Below are 23,309 nucleotides of genomic sequence, written 5' to 3'. Positions count from 1 at the left end.
ATATCGACAGTGTCATCCCCTTGTCATGCCGCCCCGATAGCGTGGCAGCTATTTCAGGGACGTTCAGATGCCACACGCCGAGATTGCCGTCGCCGCAGCCCCCTCATTGACCGCCGTGTTATTTGGCCTGAGTGGTTGCCTGGTGGATTTTGGTTCCCTGGCGCGCACCGACTCACCGTGCGCGGATGCCGAGGCCACGCCGGGCGCATTGAAAATCCTGCGCAGCCTCAAAGAACAAGGCGTGCCCTGCGCCTGGCTGGACGAACTGCCTCCCGCCGTGACCACGCCACTGTGCGCCGGCCTGCCTGGCTGGCTCAAGGCCGCCTCACCCTCCTCCATTCGCTGGCCCGCGCCCCACGCCTGCTGGCAAGCCCTGATGGAGTTGAACATCGAACGCCTGGAAGGCTGCGTACTGGTCAGCGGCGAGCCGCGCCTGCTGCAATCGGGCCTGAACGCCGGTTTGTGGACCATCGGCCTGGCCTCATGCGGTTCGCTCTGCGGCCTGTCGCCCCAGCAATGGCAGGCGCTGACCGAGCAGCAACGCGAACACAAGCGTGGCAAGGCCACGGTGGCACTCTATGGCCTGGGCGTGCACTCGGTGATCGACCACCTGGGCGAACTCGGCACCTGCCTGGCCGACATCCGCCTGCGCCAGCTCAAGGGCGAGAAGCCCTGATCGAGATCATGCACAGTTGGCCCCAGTGGATTAATCTACAGGTCAGCCCGTAGACCTTTCACGGCGCGCCGCGGTCTATGCCAGTGCCTATCGATAAAAGGAAAGAACGTCATGCCTGATCGCAAAAAACTGGAAGAACAGGTCGAGATCCTGCGCGGGCAGTTGGAACAGGACCCACCGCTGCCAGTAGAGAAACGTGAAGCGCTGGAGGCGCTGATTGCCAAGTTCGAAATGCAACTTGAATTGGAACCGGCGACACAGACACCCAGTATTTCCGACGATGTGAATCAAGCGGCCATAGAGTTTGATGCTGAACATCCAGTCATTTCTGGGACCTTGCGCAATATTATGATCACCCTGGGCAATATCGGCATCTAACCCAATCCCAAGCCAAACACACAACCAAATGTGGGAGCTGGCTTGCCTGCGATAGCGGTGTATCAGTCACTTGATGAATGACTGAAAGATCGCAATCGCAGGCAAGCCAGCTCCCACAGTTTTTTGTATGAAGGCTTATTGGCGCGCCAGGCGCACGTTCAGGAACTGGGTGTTCTCAGTGCTGCGGTACGGGTTGATATCCAACCCACCCCGGCGCACATACCGCGCATACACCGTCAACTTCTCCGGCTTGAGCAAGCGCTGCAAGTCCAAGAAGATCCGCTCCACACACTGCTCATGAAAATCCGAGTGCTGGCGAAAGCTGACGATATATTCCAGCAGGCTGGCATGATCCAGCGCCGCACCGCGATATTCCACCACCACACTGCCCCAGTCAGGCTGGCTGGTCACCGGGCAGTTGGATTTGAGCAGGTGGCTGTGCACGCTCTCCTCCACCACGCGCGAATCATCGCAACGCAGCAGTTCCGGGCGCGGGTGTTCGTAGCTGCTGACGTTGATATCCAGGTCGTCAATGCACACGCCCGGGAGCGCCATCACGCCTTCGGCCTCAATATCGGCCAGGCTGCGAATGCGCACGCTCACGGGCTTGCCGGCCGCAGCGCTGAGGTCGGTGCGCAGGGTGGCTTCAAGGCTTTGCGTGTCGGCAAACGCGGTCTGGTTCAACGAGTTGAGGTACAGCTTGAACGACTTGGACTCGATGATGTTTGGCGAGTCGGCCGGAATGCTGAATTCACCGATGGCTACCACCGGCTTGCCCGAGGGCAACAGCCAGGACAGTTCGAAGCAGTTCCAGAAATCCACGCCCTTGTACGGCAGGGTCTCGGCGCTCAGGCCCAGCTCGGCCCACTTGGCGGCGCGTGGAATCGGGAACAGCAACGAAGGCGTGTAAGTGCTGATGTATTCACTGGACTTGCCCAGCGGCGAATGTTCGGCTGCGGGATGCATGGCGGAAACCTGGCTAAATAAACCGCGCCAGTCTACCAGCCTTTGCCCCCGCCCTTAACAAACGCCTCACTCAACGGTCAGTTTGCCGACCATGCCTGCCTGGTAATGCCCAGGCAGGTTGCAGGCGAACTCAAGGCCCGTGGCCTGCTTGAACGTCCAGGTCAGCTCGGCCGTCTTGCCCGGCTCCACCAGCACACTGTTGGGATCGTCGTGCTTCATGCCGCCCATGTCGCCGTGGCCCATGGCGCTGTGATCCATCTTGCCCATGCCGGTGGCGGTGAGCATGCCACTGGCTTGCATCTGCAACATCTCTTTCTGGTGGGCGGCATGCATGGCCGCGTCACCCAGGTTGAACTCATGCAGCAACTGGCCTTTGTTGACTAGCACGAAGCGCACGGTTTCACCGGCCTTGACGTCCAGGGACTTGGGCTCAAAGGCAATGTCCCGCAGCGTGACTTCAACGGTGCGCGTGGCTTTATCCGCCGGGGCCGGCTGTCCGAACGCGTAGGTGTGAGTCGCATCCGCCAGTGCATTGAAACTCAACGCCAACAGGCAGCCCGCCAATAACTGGGGTGTACGCAACGCCATCTTTCACTCTCCAAAATAGGTATCCAGCTTGGGCAACACTTTAAGATGGCCTCGCTGCCAGTCAGCTGACTGCTAGATTACAACTTTGTCAGCTTGCGCCCATACCCCGGAGCCCAGGGTATAAAGGCCGGCGTCCACCTTGACCAAGAGCCCTACATGAAACTGCTGATCGTCGAAGACCAACCCAAAACCGGTCATTACCTGCGTCAGGGCCTGGCCGAAGCGGGCTTTACCACCGAACTGGTGGCCGACGGCACCTGTGGCCAGCACTTGGCGCTAACGGGCGACTATGACTTGTTGATCCTCGATGTGATGCTGCCCGGCCGCGATGGCTGGCAAATCCTGCAGGCGGTGCGCAGTGCCGGCCTGGACATCCCGGTGCTGTTCCTCACCGCTCGCGATGCCGTAGAAGACCGAGTACATGGCCTGGAGCTGGGCGCCGACGATTACCTGGTCAAACCCTTCGCCTTTTCCGAACTGCTGGCGCGGGTGCGCACCTTGTTGCGCCGTGGCAGCAGCACGCCGCAGGACACCACGCTGCAACTGGCCGACCTGAGCCTGGACTTGATCCGCCGCCGCGTCGAGCGCAGCGGCCAGCGCATCGACCTCACCGCCAAGGAGTTCGCCTTGCTGGAGCTGCTGCTACGCCGCCAGGGCGAAGTGCTGCCCAAGACGCTGATCGCCTCCCAGGTGTGGGACATGAATTTCGACAGCGACACCAACATCATCGAAGTCGCCATTCGCCGCCTGCGCCTGAAGGTCGACGACAATTTCCCCAACAAACTGATCCACACCGTGCGAGGCATGGGTTACGTGCTGGAGGAACGGTTCACGTGATCAAGCGCCTGTCCCTGACCAGCCGCCTGGCGCTGCTGTTTGCCGCCTGCACGGCGGTGGTCTCGTTGATCGCCGGGGTGTTGTTCAACCGGGCCAGCGAGGCGCACTTCATGGAGCTGGACCAGCAACAGCTCGAAAGCAAACTGGTGGCCCTGCGCAGCACCTTGCAGGGTGTCACCTCACGGGAAGACCTCGCCCAGCGCACCCCTCAACTGCGTGCCGAACTCGATCACCAGCCCGACCTCACCTTGCGCATCACCGGGGCGGGTCAACGTTGGCTGGACGGCGCGCCACACCTTCCCTTGCCCCAAGCACCCGGCCTGCACAGCCTGCAATACGCAGGCACCGACTACCGCGTCTTCATCGCACCCTTGACGCCCAGCCAACTGGATTCGCCACAGCTGACCCTGATCCTCGACATCACTCACCACCAGCACTTTCTACAACGCATGCAACGCTTGATCTGGCTGACCGTGAGCCTCTCGGCCCTGGCCACCGCCCTGCTCGGCGCCTGGGCTGCGCGCAGCGGGTTGCGGCCACTGCGGCGCATGGGTGAAGTGGCCGCCAGCGTCTCCGCCCACTCCCTCACACAACGCTTACCCCAAGAGCAAATGCCGGTGGAACTCGCGGAACTGGCCCAGGCCGTCAACGCCATGCTGGCGCGCCTGGACGACGCCTTTCAGCGCCTGTCCGCCTTCAGCGCGGATATCGCCCACGAACTGCGCACACCGCTGTCCAACCTGCTGACCCAGACCCAAGTCATCCTCACCCAACCGCGCCCGCTGGAGGATTACCGCGAGGCGCTGCACAGCAACCTGGAAGAGCTGCAATGGATGGCGCAACTGGTCAACGACATGCTGTACCTGGCCAAAGCTGACCACGGCTTGCTGATGCCCAGCCGTGAAGCTCTGGATTTGGGCGATGAGGTCGACGCACTGTTGGAGTTCTTTACCCTGCTGGCGGAGGACGCACAGGTGAGGCTGGTGCGCGAGGGCAGCGCCCATACGATGGGCGATCGCGGTATGTTGCGCCGGGCCTTGTCGAATCTGCTGGATAACGCGCTGCGGTTTACCCCACCTGGCGGTGAAGTGCGGGTGCGGCTCGAGAGTGGCGTGACACTGACGGTTGAGAACAGCGGGGAAGGTATTCCTGCGCCGTTATTGCCGCGGCTGTTTGACCGGTTCTACCGAGCCGATCCGTCGAGGCGTGCAGGTAGCAGTGAACATGCAGGGTTGGGGTTGGCGATTACCCAGTCGATTGTGCGGGCCCATGGGGGCAGGATTTATTGTGAGTCGCAGGCGGGCTGGACCCGGTTTGTGATTGAGTTGCCTAAGGGCGACTGCTGATCGTTCCCACGCTCCGCGTGGGAATGCAGTCCAGGACGCTCTGCGTCCTAACAGCGGACGCGGAGCGTCCGGTGAGGCATTCCCACGCAGAGCGTGGGAACGATCAGGTTACGAATACCTGAGCGCATGCGCCGGCTCAATCTTCGCCGCCCGATACGCTGGGTAAATCGTCGCCAAGAAGCTCAACACAAACCCCGCCGAGCAAATCAGCAACACATCCCCACCTTGCAGCTCCGACGGCAGGTTGCTGACAAAGTACACATCCGAACTGAAGATATGCTGCCCGCTCACCCGCTCCAGCCAGCCCACCAGCTCGCTTACGTTCAGCGCCGCAATCACCCCCAGCACGCCGCCGATCAAGGTGCCGACCACGCCAATCACAGTACCCTGCACCATGAAGATCGCCATGATCTGCCGAGGCGTGGCGCCGATGGTGCGCAGGATGGCGATGTCCGCGCCCTTGTCGTTCACCACCATGATCAAGGTAGCGATGATGTTGAACGCGGCCACGGCGACGATCATCAGCAACAGCAGGCCGATCATGGTCTTTTCCATTTTCATCGCGCTGAACAGGCTGCCCTGGGTGTGGGTCCAGTCATCCGGCTTGTAAGCCGCGCCCAGACTGGCGGCGATATCTGCCGAGACTTTGGGCGCTGCGTACAGGTCCTTCACCGCCAGGCGCACGCTTTGCACCTGATTGGGCTGCCAATGCTGGATTTCAGCGGCGTCGGCCATGTGGATCAGGGCCATGGAGCCATCCAACTCGGCGCCGACTTTGAAGATACCCATCACATTCAGGCGCTGCATGCGCGGGGTGATGCCGCCCGGCGCGCTGCTGAGTTCCGGCACGATCAGGGTCAGCTTGTCGCCCACGCTCAGGCGAAAGCGGCGTGCGGTGATATCACCGACCACCACCCCGAACTCGCCGGGTTTGAGGTCGTCGAGTTTGCCGCGCACGATGTGCTGGGCCACGATCGACACCTTGCCTTCCTGGGCCGGGTCGACGCCGCTGATCTCGATCGGCTGCATCGCGCCCTTATAGGAAAACATGCCATCCATCTGGGTGAAGGGCACGGCGGCGGTAACTTGCGGGTTCTTCATCGCGGCGGCGGCCACCGGCTGCCAATCATCAATCGGCTTTACGCCGACGATGGTGGCGTGGGGCACCATGCCGAGGATGCGCGAGCTCATTTCACGCTGAAAGCCGTTCATCACCGAGAGCACTACGATCATCGCCAGCACGCCCAGGGCGAGGCCGATCATCGAGGTCATCGAGATAAACGAGACAAAACGGTTGCGGCGCTTGGCGCGGGTATAGCGCGTGCCGATAAAAATCGATAACGGTCTGAACATTCGCGGGCACCGTTGGAAAAATGAAAAAGCCCGGCCTCAAAAAACCGGGCTTGCAACAGGTCAGATAGCGACCAGATGACCTTCCTGCAAATGCAGTACGCGGTCCATCTGCCGGGCCATGCTCATGTCATGGGTGACCACCAGGAACGCGGTGCGCATCTGGGTGCTCAACTCCAGCATCAAGTCCTTGATGCCCTGGGCGGTGTGGGAGTCGAGGTTACCGGTCGGCTCGTCGAGCATCACCAGGCCGGGGTTGTTCACCAGGGCACGGGCAATCGCCACGCGCTGGCGCTCACCACCGGACAACTCTGCTGGCTTGTGCTCCAGGCGGTGGCCCAGGCCGACGCGCTCAAGCAACGCCGTGGCACGCTGGCGCGCTTCAGGAATCGCGGTCTTGCCGATCAACAGCGGCATGCACACGTTTTCCAGGGCGGTGAATTCCGGCAGCAAGTGGTGGAACTGGTACACAAAGCCCAACGAGCGGTTGCGCAGTTGGCCACGGGCCTTTTCATTCAAGGCCGACAGTTCTTCACCGGCCAGCCAGACGCTGCCCTGGGACGGCGTATCGAGGCCGCCCAACAGGTTGAGCAAGGTACTTTTGCCGGAACCGGAACTGCCGACGATCGCCACGCGCTCGCCAGGGTGCAGTTCAAGCTGCAGGTTGGACAGCACCACCACCGACTCCGGGCCCTCCTCGTAGGATTTGCCCAGGTTGCGGCAGCTCAGGATTGCTTTTTCACTCATGCCCGATTCACTCATAACGTAATGCCTGTGCTGGCTGGGTACGTGCCGCGCGCCAGGCTGGATACAGGGTGGCAAGGAAGCTCAGGACCAACGCGGCGCCGCCCACCATCAGCACGTCCTGGGTTTGCACCTGGGACGGCAAGTAATCGATGAAGTAGACGTCGGCGTTGAGAAACTTGTGGCCGATCACTTTTTCAAGCAGGGCAATGGCGGCGCTGACGTTCAGCGCGGCCAGAATGCCCACCGCCGTGCCGATCAGGGTGCCGACCACGCCGATCACGGTGCCCTGCACCATGAAGATCGCCATGATCTGCCCCGGCGTAGCGCCCAGGGTGCGCAGGATGGCGATGTCGCCCTTCTTGTCGTTCACCACCATCACCAGCGTGGAGATGATGTTGAAGGCCGCCACGGCGACGATCAGCAGCAACAATAGGCCGATCATGGCTTTTTCCATGCGGATGGCCTGGTACAGGTTGCCATGGGTGCGGGTCCAGTCGCGGGCGTAATACTCGGTCTCACCCAGGTGCTGGGCAATTTCCCAGGCGCCGCGCGGGGCGTCGAACAGGTCGTTGAATTTCAGGCGCAGGCCCTGCACCTGGTCGGGCTGCCAGCGGTGCAGGCGGGCCAGGTCGGTGAGGTTGGTCAGGCCGATGTAACCGTCGATCTCGCCAGCGCCGACGTGGAAGGTGCCCACCACGGTAAAGCGCTTCATGCGCGGGAACATACCGGCCGGGGTCACGGTGACTTCCGGGGCGACGAAGGTCAGCTTGTCGCCAACCCCCACGCCCAGCTTGGCCGCGGCCTTGTCACCGATGACGATGCCGAAGCTGCCCGGCGCCAGTGCGTCGAGCTTACCTTGCAGCATGAACTTGTCGATGATCGAGACGTTGTGCTCCTGGGCCGGGTCGATGCCATTGAGCAGGATCTTCTGCACTTTGCCGTCGTTGGTCAGCAACCCCTGCATCTGGGTAAACGGCGCGACCGCCACCACCTTGGGGTTCTGCTGGACCTTGGCGGCCAGGCTTTGCCAGTCATTGATCGGCGCATCGCCTTCAATGGTCGCGTGGGGCACCATGCCCAGCACGCGGGTGCGCATCTCATGATCGAAGCCGTTCATCACCGACAGCACCACGATCATCACGACCACGCCCAGGGCGAGACCGATCATCGAGGTCAAGGAAATGAACGACACAAAATGATTGCGACGCTTTGCACGGGTATAACGCGTGCCGATAAATACGAAGAGAGGTCTGAACATGTCGGGGCTTGTTCGGAGGAAAAGAAGACGTCCCGGTGGCGGGGTCTGGTCAGCAGCTTTACACTCAGACCATTACCGTTACCTGGGGTTCGCCATGTCGACATTAGATGAAGAAGAGCGCCGCGAATACTACCGTATCGACGACATGATCGCACTTCAAATCAAACCCCTGTCTGGCCCCGACGCGGCGAGCAAGGAAGTGTTGCTGGATGATTCGCCGCTGTTCAATCTGCTCAGCGAGCTGCACTTGAGCGAATTCGAAGCCCAGCACCTGCTGCGCCAGATCAACGAGAAAGACCGCAGCCTGGCGGCCTTCCTCAAAGTGCAGAACAAACGCCTGGACCTGCTCAGCCAGGTCATGGCTCGCGGTTTGCTGAACGAGGTAGGTGCGCCGCAACCGGTGATCCTCTCCGAAGGCGGCATCGACTTCCAGCACCCCACGCCGCTGGCCGCCGACACTCACCTAGCGGTCAAGCTGGTGCTGATGCCCCAGGCGCTCGGTCTGTTGCTACGCGCGCGGGTGACCCATTGCGACCCCAAGGGCGACGGCTTTGATGTGGGCACGGAATTCGAGTCCATGACCGATGCCCAACGCCAACTGCTGGCGCGCTATATCCTGCAGAAACAGGCCCAGGAACGCCGCCTGGCGCGAGAACAAAGCGAAGACCTCTGAATACGTATTCACGACGCCAGCCATCCTGGCGCAAAGGAGCAACTGTGACCCTGATTTACGGCCACCGCGGTGCCAAAGGCGAAGCACCGGAAAACACCCTGACCAGCTTTCAGGAATGCCTCAAGCACGGCGTACGCCGCTGCGAGCTGGACTTGCACCTGTCCATGGACGGCGAGTTGATGGTCATCCACGACCCGACCCTCAAGCGCACCACCGACCGGCGCGGCAAAGTCGTCGAGTATTCGGCGGCCGACCTGGTGAAAATGGACGCGCGCAAAGGCGGCCCAGGCTGGGTCAGCCCCTGCCCGATCCCGCGCCTGGAGGCGTTGTTCGAACAGTGCGACTTCGATCACTGGCAACTGGAAGTCAAAAGCGCCTCGCGTACCCGCGCCGCGACCACCGTGCTGGCGATTCGCGAAATGGCCGTGCGCTTTGGCTTGATGGACAAGGTCACGGTGACGTCAAGCTCGCGGGAAGTGCTCAAGGCCGCCGTGGAACTCACCCCAGACCTGTCACGCGGCCTGGTCGCCGAATACGCCTGGCTCGACCCGCTGAAGGTCGCGCAGAACTACGGCTGTGAGTACTTGGCATTGAACTGGACGCTGTGCACCCCCGAGCGGCTGGAAAAAGCCCAGCGCCAGGGCTTGCATGTGTCCGTGTGGACAGTCAACGAACCTGCGCTGATGCGCAGGCTCGCCGACTTCGGCGTAGATAGCCTGATTACAGACTTTCCCGGTTTGGCCACTGCCACCCTCGAGAATTACTGAAATCGGTCTCCCCGGCCGGCTCAGGCCACCGGCCGGAGCCGCTCAAAAAAGCCGGTTGAGGCCGTCGTAGGCCGCTACCCGATAGGCTTCGGCCATGGTCGGGTAGTTGAAGGTGGTGTTGACGAAATACTTGAGGGTATTTTGCTCACCCGGCTGGTTCATGATCGCCTGGCCAATGTGCACGATCTCCGAGGCCTGGTAGCCGAAGCAATGCACGCCGAGCACTTCCAGGGTTTCGCGGTGGAACAGGATTTTCAGCATGCCTTGCGGCTCACCGGCGATCTGCGCACGCGCCATGCTCTTGAAGAACGCCTTGCCGACTTCGTAAGGCACCTTGGCCTTGGTCAGTTCGTGCTCGTTCTTGCCGATCGAGCTGATCTCGGGAATCGTGTAGATCCCGGTCGGCACGTCGTTTACGTAGCGCCAGCTGCCATTGTCGACAATGCTGCCAGCGGCCGAGCGGCCCTGGTCATGGGCGGCACTGGCCAGGCTTGGCCAGCCGATCACGTCACCGGCGCCGTAGATGTTCGGCACGCAGGTGCGGTAGTTCTCATCCACTTCGATCTGGCCACGGCTGTTGACCTTGACCCCGATGTTTTCCATGCCCAGCTTGTCGGTGTTGCCGGTACGACCGTTGCACCACAGCAAGGCGTCGGCCTTGATCTTCTTGCCGGACTTGAGGTGCAGGATCACCCCGTTGTCCAGGCCTTCGACCCGCTCGTACTCTTCGTTGTGGCGCACGGTGATGTTGTTGTTGCTGAAGTGGTAGCTCAACGCCTGGGAAATTTCCGAGTCGAGGAAGCTGAGCAACTGGTCACGGTTGTCCACCAGCTCCACCAGTACACCCAGGCCGCTGAAGATCGAGGCGTATTCACAGCCGATCACGCCGGCGCCGTAGATGATCAGTTTGCGCGGGGTGTGGCCCAGGCTCAGGATGGTGTCGCTATCGTAGATACGCGGGTGGTGGAAATCGATGTCCGCCGGGCGATACGGGCGCGAACCGGTGGCGATGATGATGTGCTTGGCCACCAGCTTCTCGACCACGCCATTGGCGCAGACCACTTCGACGGTTTGCTCGTCGGCGAAACTGCCGGTGCCGAAGAACAGGTCGACGCGGTTACGGGCGTAGTAGCCGGTGCGCGAGGCGACTTGCTTGGAGATGACTTTTTCAGCGCTTTTCAATACGTCCGGGAACGAGAACCAGCGCGGCTCACCAATGGCCCGGAACATCGGGTTGGTGTTGAACTGCATGATCTGCCGTACCGAGTGACGCAACGCCTTGGACGGGATGGTACCCAGGTGGGTGCAGTTACCGCCGACCTGGCGACGGCTATCGACCATCGCCACCTTGCGCCCTGCTTTGGCAGCGTTCATCGCCGCACCTTCTCCAGCTGGGCCGGAACCCAGTACCACCACGTCGTAGTTGTAGACAGCCATGCGTACTCCTCAGAACAGGCCAGGCGTACGGTTGGACGCCGGGCTAAATCATGCCGCGGCCAGCGTGCATGAAGGACAATTTGGCTCAAGTGTGTGTGAACCGGGGCACAGTCTATAGAAGCCCGAGCGCCGCGAACATTAACCCTTGGTCGCGTCGTAGGCCAGTGTTGCCATACTACAGGACGCAAACCAGCGCCGAATTCAGGATGAGCCATTATGCGACAACTATTTTTCTGTTTGATGCTGATGGTGTCGCTCACGGCGCACGCCAACGATGCGCAGCGGCTCAAGCAGGCAAGCTTCCCCGCACAGGTCGAGGGGCTGGCCCTGAAAAACCAGGCGGTATTCAACTATCTGTGGGCGGATGTATATGCGGCGGCGCTGTATGCCCCGGCTGAACTGCCGGCAAAGCAGGCCTGGGACCAGCAGGAGGCTGTGCGCCTGGCGCTGTATTACTTTCGCGACATCGACCGCAATGATGTGATCAAGGCGGCCACCGTCACCCTGGAACGCCAGCAGGCCAATGCCGGGTTGAACTCGGAGATAGCCAAGCTGCACGCGCGCTTTCGGGATATTCGCAGCGGCGATCGCTATGCGCTGGATTTTTGTCCGGGGCGCGGGTTGAATCTGGAGATTAATGGGCAGGTGGTGTACAGCAGCCCGGACGCTGAATTAGCGAAGGCCTACCTGGGTATCTGGCTGGCGCCCAAAGGGCTGTCGGACAGTTTGCGCAACACGCTACTCAAGTGATGGAGGTGTTGACCCTTCCATCGTCATCGCGGGCAAGCCCGCTCCCACAGGTAAATGCATTTCAATTGTGGGAGCTGGCTTGCCTGCGATAAGGCCCTCCCAGACACCACAAAACCCACAGGCATAAAAAAGCCCCGAACCAGTCGGGGCTTTTTCATTCAGCGCAAAGGCTTAGCGCGGAAACGCAGGCGGGTTGACCCCAGCCATGTCTTCCATCACGCGAACCACCTGGCAGCTGTAGCCGAACTCGTTGTCGTACCACACGTACAGCACAACACGGTTGTCCTGGGTGATGGTCGCTTCGGCGTCCACCACACCAGCATGGCGCGAGCCCACGAAGTCGGTGGAGACCACTTCCTGGGAATTGACGAAGTCGATCTGCTTGTGCAGGTCGGAGTGCAGCGCCATGTAGCGCAGGTACTCGTTCATCTCTTCACGGGTGGCGGCTTTCTCAAGGTTCAGGTTGAGAATGGCCATCGACACGTTCGGCGTCGGTACACGGATGGCGTTACCGGTCAGCTTGCCGGCCAGCTCAGGCAGGGCCTTGGCAGCGGCAGTGGCAGCACCGGTCTCGGTGATCACCATGTTCAACGCGGCGCTACGGCCACGGCGATCGCCTTTGTGGAAGTTGTCGATCAGGTTCTGGTCGTTGGTGTACGAGTGAACGGTTTCAACGTGGCCGTTGATGATGCCGAACTTGTCGTTCACGGCCTTGAGCACCGGCACGATGGCGTTGGTGGTGCAGGACGCGGCGGACACAATCTTGTCGTCAGCGGTGATTTCAGCATGGTTGATGCCGTGCACGATGTTCTTGAGCTTGCCCTTGCCAGGCGCGGTCAGCACAACGCGGTCAACACCCGGGCAAGCCAGGTGCTGGCCCAGGCCCTCGGCATCACGCCATACGCCGGTGTTGTCCACCAGCAGGGCGTTCTGGATGCCGTACTGGGTGTAATCCACCTCGGTAGGGTTCTTCGCGTAGATCACCTGGATCAGGTTACCGTTGGCGGTGATGGTGTTGTTTTCTTCGTCAATGGTGATGGTGCCGTTGAACGAGCCGTGTACCGAGTCGCGACGCAGCAGGCTGGCGCGCTTGGTCAGGTCGTTCTCGGCGCCTTTGCGCACCACGATGGCACGCAGGCGCAGACCGTCGCCGCCACCGGTTTTCTCGATCAGGATGCGCGCCAGCAGGCGGCCGATACGGCCAAAGCCGTACAACACCACGTCGGTGCCTTTGCGGGCGGCAGCGTTTTGCTGGCCAACCACATCGGCCATTTCTTCACGCACGAACTGCTCGGCGGTGCGGCCAGCGCCTTCTTTGCGGAATTTGTACGCCAACTTGCCCAGGTCTACCGAAGCCGCGCCGAGCTTGAGCTCGCTCATGGCTTTGAGCAGTGGGAATGTTTCGTGGACGGAGAGTTCGCTGTCGTCGGCGGAGCGATGGCGCGCAAAGCGGTGGGCTTTGAGAATCGCGATGACAGACTGGTTGATCAGGCTGCGGCCATAGATCGAGCTCACCACATTGTTATTGCGGTACAGCTGACCGATAAGCGGAATCATCGCTTCAGCGAGTGCTTCACGGTCGATCCATTCACCAAGACACTGGTCGGGCTTCTGAGTCACGGGAACCTTCCACATGTAGGGGCAGAAAAAAGGGGCTACATTATGTCGCCCGACTGAGCGTTGAGCAATGCGCCAAGGGCAACAAAAAGCCCTTGCAAAAAAATACCACCGCGCTACAGCCCAGGAAACACGCGGGTTCCAGAAGGCCACTAGTTTGGCGAGCAGGCCGACTTGTCCGTAACCCTCCTAAACATTCGCGCATTTTGGCACTACATATTGAGTCAAAACCCGCCATTGTTTGTCTTAGCCACTACATTTCCTACAAACCGTAATAGGCACAGTCAGCAACTGACAGGCGGCACCTGGGGCCGTTACAATTACCGACTTTGTCGCAACGCTTGGAGCTCAACCTTCCGTGCCCGTTCTGCGTCTACCGCTACTCCCTGCCGCGGCAGGTAAACAGCACTGGGGCAACCTGCCCGGTGCCGCCCTGAGCCTGGCCATTGCCGAGGCTGCCAGCGCAGCCAAGCGCTTTACCCTGCTGCTCACCGCCGACAGCCAAAGTGCCGAACGGTTGGAGCAGGAGCTGAGCTTCTTCGCCCCGGATTTGCCGGTGCTGCATTTTCCCGACTGGGAAACCCTGCCTTACGATCTGTTCTCGCCGCACCAGGACATCATCTCCCAGCGTATCGCCAGCCTGTACCGCTTGCCGGAACTGGCCCATGGCGTGCTGGTGGTGCCGATCACCACTGCCCTGCATCGCCTGGCGCCGACCAAGTTCCTGCTCGGCAGCAGCCTGGTGCTGGACGTCGGCCAGAAGCTCGATGTGGAGCAGATGCGCACGCGCCTGGAAGCCAGCGGCTACCGCTGCGTCGACACCGTGTACGAACACGGTGAGTTCGCGGTGCGCGGCGCTTTGATCGACCTGTTCCCGATGGGCAGCAAGTTGCCGTACCGCATCGACCTGTTCGATGACGAGATCGAGACGCTGCGCACCTTCGATCCAGAGAACCAGCGCTCCATCGACAAGGTCGACTCGATCAAGCTGCTGCCAGCGCGGGAGTTCCCGCTGCAAAAAGACGCGGTCACGCGCTTCAAGGCGCGCTTTCGCGAACGCTTCGACGTGGATTTCCGTCGCTGCCCGATCTTCCAGGACTTGAGCAGCGGCATCACGCCTGCGGGTATCGAGTACTACCTGCCGTTGTTCTTCGACGAAACTTCCACCCTCTTCGACTATCTGCCCCAGGACACCCAGGTGTTCTCGCTGCCGGGTATCGAACAGGCGGCGGAAAACTTCTGGAACGACGTGCGCAACCGCTATGAAGAACGCCGCGTCGATCCGTCCCGGCCTTTATTGCCGCCCGCTGAACTTTTTCTGCCGGTGGAAGACTGCTTCGCGCGCCTGAAAAACTGGCCACGTGTGGTCGCCAGCCAGCAGGACGTGGACGCCGGTAGTGGCCGCGAGCGTTTCCCGGCGAGCGCGCTGCCCGATTTGGCGATCCAGGCCAAGGCCACGCAACCGCTGGAAGCGTTGTCCAACTTCCTCGGCGACTTCCCCGGCCGCGTACTGTTCACCGCCGAATCCGCCGGGCGCCGCGAAGTGCTGCTGGAGCTGTTGGAACGCCTGAAGCTGCGGCCAAAAACCTTCGACAGCTGGCCGGATTTTGTCGCCAGCAAAGAGCGCCTGGCGATCACCATCGCGCCGCTGGACGAAGGGCTGCGGCTGGATGACCCGGCGCTGGCCTTGATCGCCGAAAGCCCGCTGTTCGGCCAGCGCGTGATGCAGCGCCGACGCCGGGAAAAACGCGCCGACGCCAACAACGACGCAGTGATCAAAAACCTCACCGAGCTGCGCGAAGGCGCGCCGGTGGTGCATATCGACCATGGCGTGGGCCGCTACCTGGGCCTGCAGACCCTGGAGATCGACAACCAGGCCGCCGAATTCCTCACCCTGGAATACGCCGAGGGCGCCAAGCTCTACGTGCCGGTGGCCAACCTGCACCTGATCGCCCGCTACACCGGCAGCGACGACGCCTTGGCGCCGTTGCACCGCCTGGGCTCCGAGACCTGGCAGAAAGCCAAGCGCAAGGCCGCCGAACAGGTGCGCGACGTGGCCGCCGAACTGCTCGACATCTATGCCCGTCGCGCCGCCCGCGAAGGCTATGCGTTCGCCGACCCGAAAGCCGACTACGCCACCTTCAGCGCCGGCTTCGCCTTCGAAGAAACCCCCGACCAGCAAACCACCATCGAAGCGGTGCGCGCCGACATGCTCGCGCCCAAGCCGATGGACCGCCTGGTGTGTGGCGACGTGGGCTTTGGCAAGACCGAAGTGGCCATGCGTGCAGCCTTCATTGCAGTACACGGCGGTCGCCAAGTCGCGATCCTGGTCCCCACCACCCTGCTCGCCCAGCAGCACTACAACAGTTTCCGCGACCGCTTTGCCGACTGGCCAGTGACCGTGGAGGTAATGAGCCGCTTCAAGTCCGCCAAGGAAGTGAATGCCGCCGTCGCCGATCTGGCCGAGGGCAAGATCGACATCGTCATCGGCACCCACAAGTTGCTGTCGGACGATGTGAAGATCAAGAACCTGGGCCTGGTGATCATCGACGAAGAGCACCGCTTTGGCGTGCGCCAGAAAGAACAGCTCAAGGCCCTGCGCAGTGAAGTCGACATCCTCACCCTCACCGCCACGCCAATTCCGCGCACGCTGAACATGGCGGTATCGGGCATGCGCGACCTGTCGATCATCGCCACGCCACCGGCGCGTCGTTTGTCGGTGCGCACCTTCGTGATGGAGCAGAACAAGAGCACGGTCAAGGAAGCCCTGCTGCGCGAACTGCTGCGCGGCGGCCAGGTGTATTACCTGCACAACGATGTGAAAACCATCGAGAAATGCGCCGCCGACCTCGCCGAACTGGTGCCGGAGGCCCGCATCGCCATCGGCCATGGGCAAATGCGCGAGCGCGAACTCGAACAGGTGATGAGCGACTTCTACCACAAGCGCTTCAACGTGCTGATCGCCTCGACCATCATCGAGACCGGCATCGACGTGCCGAGCGCCAACACCATCATCATCGAGCGTGCCGACAAGTTCGGCCTGGCGCAGTTGCACCAACTGCGCGGCCGCGTCGGGCGTAGTCACCACCAGGCTTATGCGTACCTGCTGACACCACCGCGCCAGCAGATCACTTCCGATGCGGAAAAACGCCTGGAAGCGATCGCCAATACCCAGGACCTCGGCGCGGGCTTTGTACTGGCCACCAACGACCTGGAAATCCGGGGTGCCGGCGAGTTGCTCGGCGATGGCCAGAGTGGGCAGATCCAGGCGGTGGGTTTCACGCTGTATATGGAGATGCTCGAACGCGCGGTGAAAGCCATCCGCAAAGGCGAGCAACCGAACCTCGACCAACCCTTGGGCGGCGGCCCGGAGATCAACCTGCGCTTGCCGGCATTGATTCCCGAAGACTACCTGCCGGATGTGCATGCACGGTTGATCCTGTACAAGCGCATTGCCTCGGCGGCCGACGAAGAAGGCCTCAAGGACTTGCAGGTAGAGATGATCGACCGCTTCGGCCTGCTGCCGGAGCCGACCAAGAACCTGGTGCGCCTCACCCTGCTCAAGTTGCAGGCCGAGCAGTTGGGCATCAAGAAAGTCGACGCCGGGCCGCAAGGCGGGCGTATCGAGTTCGAAGCGCAGACGCCGGTCGACCCGTTGGTGCTGATCAAGCTGATCCAGGGCCAGCCCAACCGCTACAAGTTCGAAGGGGCTACGCTGTTCAAGTTCATGGTGCCGATGGAACGTGCCGAAGAACGCTTCAACACCTTGGAGGCGCTGTTTGAACGCCTCATTCCGAAATCCGTTTAAGGACGCCCCCATGCGCGTGTTCCGCATTTTGAGCCTGTTGTTGGTGGTACTCGCACCTTCGGCCTTTGCCGACAGCCTGTATCAGGTGGAAATGATCCTGGTGCGCCAGAATGCGGAACCGGTGATCAACAGCCGCGCCGCCCCGGAAAACTGGGATGCGGGCGCGCCGCGCCTGGGTGAGCGAATGAGCCCGCCGCGCCTGGGTAATATCGTCGACAAGCTGCGCGCCGACGCCAACTACACGGTGCTCGCCCACAAAGCCTGGGAACAGAACCTGGGCGAGCAACCGGTGAAGGTGGCGATCACCGATGGCCAGGAGCAATTCGGCCAGTTCCCTATCGAAGGGGTGTTGAGCCTGCAACTGGGGCGCTTTACCGATATCGACGCGGATTTCTGGATCAACCAGTTCGACGGCAACGGCAGCGTGATTAACAGCGAACACTTGAGCCAGAAAGACGTGCGCACCAAGAACAACCAGCTCAACTACCTGGACGGCGGCCACCTGGCGCTGCTGATCAAGATCACCTCGCTGACCGCCAAGCCACCCAGCGCACCACCGCCCGACCTTCAGGACTGATTGCGCGCCATGCCCCTGACGTCGTCGTTGACCAAACCCCTGGCCCCTTCGTGGGCCAACCGCTTCAAAGAGCAAAGCCTTGAGCGCGGGCGGCGCTACGCCCTGGAAAACCGCGTGCGCATCGTCGAGTGCGGCGACAGCACCATCACCGCCAGTTGCGAAGGCTCGGGCGGCAACGTTTACCGCCAGACCATCTCACTGCGCGAATCGGCCAAGGGCCTGCTGATCCTGGTGGACAGCCGCTGCACGTGCCCGGTGCACACCAACTGCAAACACATCGCGGCGGTGCTGCTCAAGGTCCAGGAAACCCTGGCCTACCCGGCAGCGGCCCAGGATGCGCAACTGCTGGAAAAGCTCCAGGCAGTGCTGGATAACCGCGTGGTCCTGCCCCAGGTGGTGATGGACGACGTGCAACCGGTGCCACGCCTGTGGCTGGCCAGCGTGGAGTTCAGCGCGTTCGAGCCGCGCAACGGCAAGATGCAGCGCTATATCCAGCACCGTGCGGCGTTGTCGTTCAACTACCTGGGCAACTATGTCAGCGGGCAAAAGAATGCCGACATCATTGTGCGCCAGGAGACGCAGAGCCTGCGGATCAAGCGCCATCCCGAGCAAGAACAAGCCTATCGCGAACACCTGCGCCTGCTTGGTTTCAAGATCGCCACGCGCCAGAGCAAGGCCCTGCCGGAAAGTGCCGGCGAGCTGTTCGAGATGGTCAATGACAGCGCCTGGCTGAACTTCACCCTCAATGTGTCGCCCACCTTACGCGCCGAAGGCTGGGAGCTGCAGATCGATGAAGACTTCGGCTTTGACCTCAGCCCCGTCGATGACTGGTATGCCACCGTCGATGAAGGGCCGGAACGCGATTGGTTCGACCTGGAGCTGGGCATCATCGTCAACGGCGAACGTTTGAGCTTGCTGCCGATCCTGCTGAACCTGATGCGCTCCCACACCGAGATTCTCAACCCCGAGAAACTCGCGCGGCGCCGCGATGAAGAGCTGATCCTGGTGAACATCCCTGGCCTGCCCAACGGCCACGGCCCGCTGCAAGTGGCGCTGCCCTACGGCCGCTTGAAGCCGGTGCTGGCGACCCTCGGCGAGTTTTACCTGCAGGAAGCCGGCACCACCGCGCTGCGCCTGGCCAAGGCCGACGCCATACGCCTCAACCCGCTGGAAGACCTGCCACTGCAATGGGAAGGCGGCGAGAAGATCCGCAACTTCGCCCAGCGCCTGCGCGATATCAAGGATTTCACCTGCGCGGCGCCTGAAGGCTTGAATGCGACCTTGCGCCCCTATCAGCTGGAAGGCTTGAGCTGGATGCAGTCACTGCGCCAACTGGAGGTGGGTGGGATACTCGCGGATGACATGGGCCTGGGTAAAACCCTGCAAACCCTGGCGCATATTCTTACCGAGAAAATCGCCGGGCGCCTTGATCGGCCGTGCATGGTCGTGATGCCTACCAGCCTGATCCCGAATTGGCTCGATGAGGCTGCGCACTTCACCCCGCAGCTGAGAGTGCAGGCACTTTATGGCGCGGGGCGTAAGAAACATTTCGCCAACCTGAATGACTACGACCTGCTGCTGACCACCTACGCCCTGCTGCCCAAGGACATCGAACAGCTCGCCGCCCTGCCCTTGCACGTCTTGATCCTGGATGAAGCGCAGTACATCAAGAACCCGTCCAGCAAGGCGGCCCAGGCCGCGCGCGAGCTGAATGCCCGCCAGCGCCTGTGCCTGAGCGGCACGCCCTTGGAAAACCACTTGGGCGAGCTGTGGTCGCTGTTCCACTTCCTGCTGCCGGGTTGGCTGGGCGACGTGAAGAGTTTCAACCGTGATTACCGCGTGCCGATTGAAAAACGCGCCAGCGAGGTGCGATTGCAGCACCTCAACGGCAGGATCAAACCCTTCCTGCTGCGCCGTACCAAGGAGCAAGTGGCAACCGAACTGCCGCCCAAGACCGAGATTATCCACTGGGTCGACCTCAACGAGGCCCAGCGCGACGTGTACGAAACCATGCGCCTGGCCATGGATAAAAAGGTCCGCGACGAAATCACCCGCAAAGGCGTGGCCCGCAGCCAGATCATCATCCTTGAAGCGCTGCTGAAACTGCGCCAGGTGTGCTGCGACCTGCGGCTGGTCAACGACGCTACCCTGCCCGCCCGTGGCAGCAGCTCGGGCAAGCTCGACAGCCTGATGGACATGCTCGACGAGCTGTTTGCCGAGGGCCGCCGGATCCTGCTGTTCTCACAGTTCACCTCGATGCTGAGCCTGATCGAGGCTGAGCTGAAAAAACGCGGGATTGCTTACGCTCTGTTGACCGGCCAGACCCGGGATCGACGTACACCGGTGAAAGACTTCCAGAGCGGCAAGCTGCAGATCTTTTTGATCAGCCTGAAAGCCGGTGGCGTAGGTTTGAACCTGACCGAAGCCGACACGGTTATCCACTATGACCCCTGGTGGAACCCGGCCACGGAAAACCAGGCCACCGACCGTGCGTACCGCATCGGGCAGGAAAAGCCGGTGTTTGTGTACAAGATGATTGCCCGAGGCACGGTGGAGGAGAAAATTCAGCACTTGCAGAAGGAGAAGTCCGATCTGGCGGCGGGCGTGCTGGATGGGCGGACGACTGGGGACTGGCAGTTGGGCAATGATGAGATTGAGGCGTTGTTTGCGCCGTTGCCCAACAAGCAAGAGAAGCGCTGACTGTTAGGCCGCCTTCGCGAGCAAGCCCGCTCCCACACTTGAATGTATTCACAAATCAAAATGTGGGAGCTGGCTTGCCTGCGATGGCCGCGCCGCGGTCTTCAGCCGATCAACTGCGCATCCCGCAACGCAGTAAGCGCTGTCAGCCAACGCGGGTCATGCTTATAGTCCGTCGAGGCAACCGCCTGCCCACGCATACGTGCAATCCGCGCCGAGGGCGTGACCTTCATCCGCTGCGCTGCACTGAGCGCCAGCTCGGCTGCCGCACGGTCATTGCACACCAAGCCCATGTCACAACCGGCGGTCAGCGCTGCTTCGATACGACTGGCCGCATCGCCGACCACATGGGCGCCGGCCATGGACAGGTCATCGCTGAAGATCACCCCGTCGAACTGCAACTCACCGCGCAGAATGTCCTGCAACCAGCGACGCGAAAAACCAGCAGGCTGGGCATCGACCTGCGGGTAGATGACGTGCGCCGGCATCACGGCGGCCAGTTGCTTGCTCAGGCGTGCGAAAGGCACTAGGTCATTGGCGCGAATCTGTTCCAGGCTGCGCTCGTCGTTGGGAATGGCGACGTGGGAATCGGCCTCGGCCCAACCGTGGCCAGGGAAGTGCTTGCCGGTGGCGGCCATGCCGGCGCTGTTCATACCGCGGATAAAGGCACCGGCGAGCACGGCAGCGCGCTCGGGGTCACCTTCAAAGGAGCGGGTGCCGACCACGGCGCTGCGTTGGTAGTCGAGGTCCAGCACTGGGGCAAAACTCAGGTCCAGGCCCACCGCAAGCACTTCGGTGGCCATGATCCAACCGCATTGTTCGGCCAGGTATTCGGCGTTGGGGTTATCCGCCAGCGCACGCATGGCCGGCAGGCGCACGAAGCCTTGGCGCAGACGCTGCACGCGGCCGCCCTCCTGGTCCACGGCCAGCAGCAAATCCGGACGCACTGCGCGAATGGCTGCGCTCAACTCGCGAACCTGGCGCGGGTGCTCGATATTGCGCGCAAAAATGATCAGGCCGCCCACTTCCGGTTGGCGCAACAGGTGACGATCCTCGGCCGTGAGCCAGGTACCGGCGACGTCGACCATCAAAGAACCTTGCAGGGCAGCAGTCATAAACCTTCCTTAAATAACGCACACAACCCGTCGTCCTTGCCAGGCACGGTAAGGACGACGGGTTGCGAATAAATAGCTGAAATCGGCATGGCGGCTAGCTTAGCGGATGCAAGCGGCCGCGCCCACCCGCAGCGATCAAACCTTGGCGGCGACCGGTACGGTTTTGCTGCGTGGGCGTAACTGGGCGGCGGCCATGGCCGGATCGCTGACGCCGGTTTCGGCGCGCATGCCAGCGGCGAGGAACGGCACCATCAAGCGCATGACTTGCTCGATGGAAGTGTTTACGCCGAAATCGGTCTCGGCAATTGCCCGCAACGCTTTGATACCAGACATGCTGAAGGCTGCGGCGCCGAGCATGAAATGCACGCGCCAGAACAGTTCGATAGGCGGAATACGCGGGGCCGCTTCGTTGACCAGCAGCATATAGCGGCGGAACACCTTGCCGTACATGTCTTCCAGGTAACGGCGCAAGTGGCCCTGGCTCTGGCTGAACGCCAGGCCCAACAGGCGCATGAAGATCGACAGGTCGTTGCCACTGCGAGGCTGCACAACCAACGCTTGCTCCACCAGGATTTCCAGCAGCTCTTCCAGGCTGGGCTTGTGATCGGCCTTGGCCTGGCGGCGTTCCAGCTCACGGTCGAGGCTTGCGCAGAACGGGCCCAGAAAGCGTGAGAATACCGCCTGGATCAGGGCCTTTTTCGAGCCGAAATGATAGTTCACAGCAGCCAGGTTGACCCCAGCCTTGCTGGTGATCAGCCGCAATGAAGTTTCAGCAAATCCTTTTTCCGCGAACAATTGCTCGGCAGCATCGAGAATGCGTTCAACGGTTTCCGACTGGGCCATGGCTACTCCGCCTGACAAACACTTGTTTGAAACATACGTTTCAGAGTGTGTCTTGTCAAGCCTGCAGGTCCGCTTTGCGGCTGGTCGGTCATCTGTTTCATCGCTATTTAATCACATCCTCGCAGCTCTGTAGGCAGCGCCGCATCTGCTGTGTAGGACGGCTGACGGATGACCGTCCAGCGGAGCCGCTAAAAAGGATGATTGCCAAGCGCAGTTCACTGTATATAATCCCAGTCACTGTATAAAAAGACAGAGCGATCAACATGCTAAAACTGACGCCACGCCAAGCTGAGATTCTGGCTTTTATCAAGCGCTGCCTTGATGACAATGGTTACCCGCCTACCCGTGCGGAGATTGCCCTGGAGCTGGGGTTCAAATCCCCGAACGCCGCCGAGGAACACCTCAAGGCCCTCGCTCGCAAAGGTGCGATCGAGATGACCCCAGGTGCTTCGCGGGGTATTCGTATCCCTGGCTTCGAAGCCAAGGCCGACGAGTCGACATTGCCGATCATCGGCCGCGTCGCCGCAGGTGCGCCGATCCTGGCGCAGCAGCACGTCGAGGAATCCTGCAACATCAACCCGACCTTCTTCCATCCCCGCGCCGACTACCTGTTGCGCGTTCACGGCATGAGCATGAAGGACGTGGGCATCTTTGACGGTGACCTGCTGGCGGTCCATACCACCCGCGAAGCTCGCAATGGCCAGATCGTCGTGGCCCGTATCGGCGACGAGGTCACGGTCAAACGCTTCAAACGCGAAGGCAGCAAGGTCTGGCTCCTGGCCGAAAACCCTGAGTTTGCCCCGATCGAAGTCAACCTGAAAGACCAGGACCTGGTGATCGAAGGCTTGAGTGTCGGCGTCATTCGCCGCTAAAGGAGGC

20 protein-coding genes are annotated in these 23,309 nt (G+C 61.4%); 11 read left to right on the top strand and 9 right to left on the bottom strand.

Annotation, left to right across the window (positions count from 1 at the left end; translation table 11 throughout):
- Positions 1-67 precede the first annotated feature (67 nt).
- Together TX24_RS18755 and TX24_RS18750 are read left to right on the top strand one after the other, a co-directional pair.
- Positions 68-676 carry an HAD superfamily inactivated hydrolase PcrP gene (locus TX24_RS18755; RefSeq protein ID WP_003189687.1) on the top strand — a complete coding sequence of 203 codons (609 nt, stop codon included), beginning with the start codon at positions 68-70 and terminating at the stop codon, positions 674-676.
- A gap of 111 nt (positions 677-787) precedes the next feature.
- A complete protein-coding gene (locus TX24_RS18750; RefSeq protein WP_057013347.1) occupies positions 788-1,054 on the top strand; it encodes a DUF4404 family protein in 267 nt (88 codons plus the stop codon).
- Between the two features lie 135 nt (positions 1,055-1,189).
- Here the strand turns inward: TX24_RS18750 and queF are convergent, their stop codons facing one another.
- Together queF and copI are read right to left on the bottom strand one after the other, a co-directional pair.
- Positions 1,190-2,020 (bottom strand): NADPH-dependent 7-cyano-7-deazaguanine reductase QueF, encoded by an 831-nt coding sequence (gene queF, locus TX24_RS18745; RefSeq protein ID WP_003189684.1) that lies wholly within the window; start codon positions 2,018-2,020, stop codon positions 1,190-1,192.
- 66 nt (positions 2,021-2,086) lie between these two features.
- Positions 2,087-2,608 (bottom strand): copper-resistant cuproprotein CopI, encoded by a 522-nt coding sequence (gene copI / locus TX24_RS18740; protein ID WP_003189683.1) that lies wholly within the window; start codon positions 2,606-2,608, stop codon positions 2,087-2,089.
- Between the two features lie 156 nt (positions 2,609-2,764).
- On the opposite strand from copI, the gene TX24_RS18735 reads away from it, so the two are divergent.
- On the top strand, positions 2,765-3,445 hold the full coding sequence (locus TX24_RS18735) for a heavy metal response regulator transcription factor (RefSeq protein ID WP_057710857.1): 681 nt from the start codon (positions 2,765-2,767) through the stop codon (positions 3,443-3,445).
- The gene (locus TX24_RS18730) at positions 3,442-4,791 is read left to right on the top strand and encodes a heavy metal sensor histidine kinase (RefSeq protein WP_057710856.1); all 1,350 of its coding nucleotides are present in this window, start codon (positions 3,442-3,444) and stop codon (positions 4,789-4,791) included. The genes TX24_RS18735 and TX24_RS18730 overlap by 4 nt, the downstream gene beginning before the upstream one ends.
- Positions 4,792-4,899: 108 nt before the next feature.
- Here TX24_RS18730 and TX24_RS18725 read toward each other — a convergent pair whose 3' ends face one another.
- The 3 genes from TX24_RS18725 to TX24_RS18715 are packed head-to-tail and all read right to left on the bottom strand — an operon-like array spanning position 4,900 to position 8,146.
- Complete coding sequence (locus tag TX24_RS18725; protein WP_057710855.1) at positions 4,900-6,144, bottom strand: lipoprotein-releasing ABC transporter permease subunit; 1,245 nt, start codon at positions 6,142-6,144, stop codon at positions 4,900-4,902.
- A 60-nt stretch (positions 6,145-6,204) separates the two neighbouring features.
- Positions 6,205-6,888 (bottom strand): lipoprotein-releasing ABC transporter ATP-binding protein LolD, encoded by a 684-nt coding sequence (lolD, locus tag TX24_RS18720; protein ID WP_019818240.1) that lies wholly within the window; start codon positions 6,886-6,888, stop codon positions 6,205-6,207.
- Between the two features lie 7 nt (positions 6,889-6,895).
- The gene (locus TX24_RS18715) at positions 6,896-8,146 is read right to left on the bottom strand and encodes a lipoprotein-releasing ABC transporter permease subunit (RefSeq protein WP_003189676.1); all 1,251 of its coding nucleotides are present in this window, start codon (positions 8,144-8,146) and stop codon (positions 6,896-6,898) included.
- Between the two features lie 94 nt (positions 8,147-8,240).
- Between TX24_RS18715 and TX24_RS18710 the strand changes: the two genes are divergently transcribed.
- Entirely contained in the window at positions 8,241-8,819 is a 579-nt protein-coding gene (locus TX24_RS18710) for a PilZ domain-containing protein (RefSeq protein WP_003189673.1), read from the top strand.
- 44 nt (positions 8,820-8,863) lie between these two features.
- Positions 8,864-9,586 carry a glycerophosphodiester phosphodiesterase gene (locus tag TX24_RS18705; protein ID WP_003189671.1) on the top strand — a complete coding sequence of 241 codons (723 nt, stop codon included), beginning with the start codon at positions 8,864-8,866 and terminating at the stop codon, positions 9,584-9,586.
- Positions 9,587-9,628: 42 nt separating this feature from the next.
- On the opposite strand, the gene sthA is transcribed toward TX24_RS18705, so the two are convergent.
- Positions 9,629-11,023, bottom strand: a complete 1,395-nt coding sequence (sthA, locus tag TX24_RS18700; protein WP_003189670.1) for a Si-specific NAD(P)(+) transhydrogenase — start codon at positions 11,021-11,023, stop codon at positions 9,629-9,631.
- A gap of 216 nt (positions 11,024-11,239) precedes the next feature.
- On the opposite strand from sthA, the gene TX24_RS18695 reads away from it, so the two are divergent.
- On the top strand, positions 11,240-11,773 hold the full coding sequence (locus TX24_RS18695) for a chalcone isomerase family protein (RefSeq protein WP_057710854.1): 534 nt from the start codon (positions 11,240-11,242) through the stop codon (positions 11,771-11,773).
- A 171-nt stretch (positions 11,774-11,944) separates the two neighbouring features.
- On the opposite strand, the gene TX24_RS18690 is transcribed toward TX24_RS18695, so the two are convergent.
- Positions 11,945-13,408, bottom strand: coding sequence for a glyceraldehyde-3-phosphate dehydrogenase (locus TX24_RS18690; RefSeq protein WP_057710853.1), 1,464 nt, complete (start codon positions 13,406-13,408; stop codon positions 11,945-11,947).
- 340 nt (positions 13,409-13,748) lie between these two features.
- On the opposite strand from TX24_RS18690, the gene mfd reads away from it, so the two are divergent.
- From mfd to TX24_RS18675, 3 genes are read left to right on the top strand one after another with little or no spacing between them, the layout of a single operon-like run.
- Complete coding sequence (mfd, locus tag TX24_RS18685) at positions 13,749-17,198, top strand: transcription-repair coupling factor (RefSeq protein WP_057710852.1); 3,450 nt, start codon at positions 13,749-13,751, stop codon at positions 17,196-17,198.
- Between the two features lie 10 nt (positions 17,199-17,208).
- Complete coding sequence (locus TX24_RS18680; RefSeq protein WP_034135101.1) at positions 17,209-17,775, top strand: CsiV family protein; 567 nt, start codon at positions 17,209-17,211, stop codon at positions 17,773-17,775.
- A gap of 9 nt (positions 17,776-17,784) precedes the next feature.
- Positions 17,785-20,475 (top strand): DEAD/DEAH box helicase, encoded by a 2,691-nt coding sequence (locus tag TX24_RS18675; RefSeq protein WP_003189664.1) that lies wholly within the window; start codon positions 17,785-17,787, stop codon positions 20,473-20,475.
- 101 nt (positions 20,476-20,576) lie between these two features.
- Here the strand turns inward: TX24_RS18675 and nagZ are convergent, their stop codons facing one another.
- The gene (gene nagZ, locus TX24_RS18670; protein WP_057710851.1) at positions 20,577-21,587 is read right to left on the bottom strand and encodes a beta-N-acetylhexosaminidase; all 1,011 of its coding nucleotides are present in this window, start codon (positions 21,585-21,587) and stop codon (positions 20,577-20,579) included.
- A gap of 135 nt (positions 21,588-21,722) precedes the next feature.
- Positions 21,723-22,430 carry a TetR/AcrR family transcriptional regulator gene (locus TX24_RS18665; RefSeq protein ID WP_003189661.1) on the bottom strand — a complete coding sequence of 236 codons (708 nt, stop codon included), beginning with the start codon at positions 22,428-22,430 and terminating at the stop codon, positions 21,723-21,725.
- Positions 22,431-22,693: 263 nt separating this feature from the next.
- Here TX24_RS18665 and lexA point away from each other — a divergent pair, with 263 nt between their 5' ends.
- Positions 22,694-23,302, top strand: coding sequence for a transcriptional repressor LexA (lexA, locus tag TX24_RS18660; RefSeq protein WP_003172575.1), 609 nt, complete (start codon positions 22,694-22,696; stop codon positions 23,300-23,302).
- Positions 23,303-23,309 lie beyond the last annotated feature (7 nt).

Origin of the sequence: Pseudomonas lactis, from assembly GCF_001439845.1 — a bacterium.
In the GTDB taxonomy this organism is placed as follows: Bacteria; Pseudomonadota; Gammaproteobacteria; order Pseudomonadales; family Pseudomonadaceae; genus Aquipseudomonas; species Aquipseudomonas lactis.
This window is presented reverse-complemented; position numbering and strand designations above follow the sequence as displayed.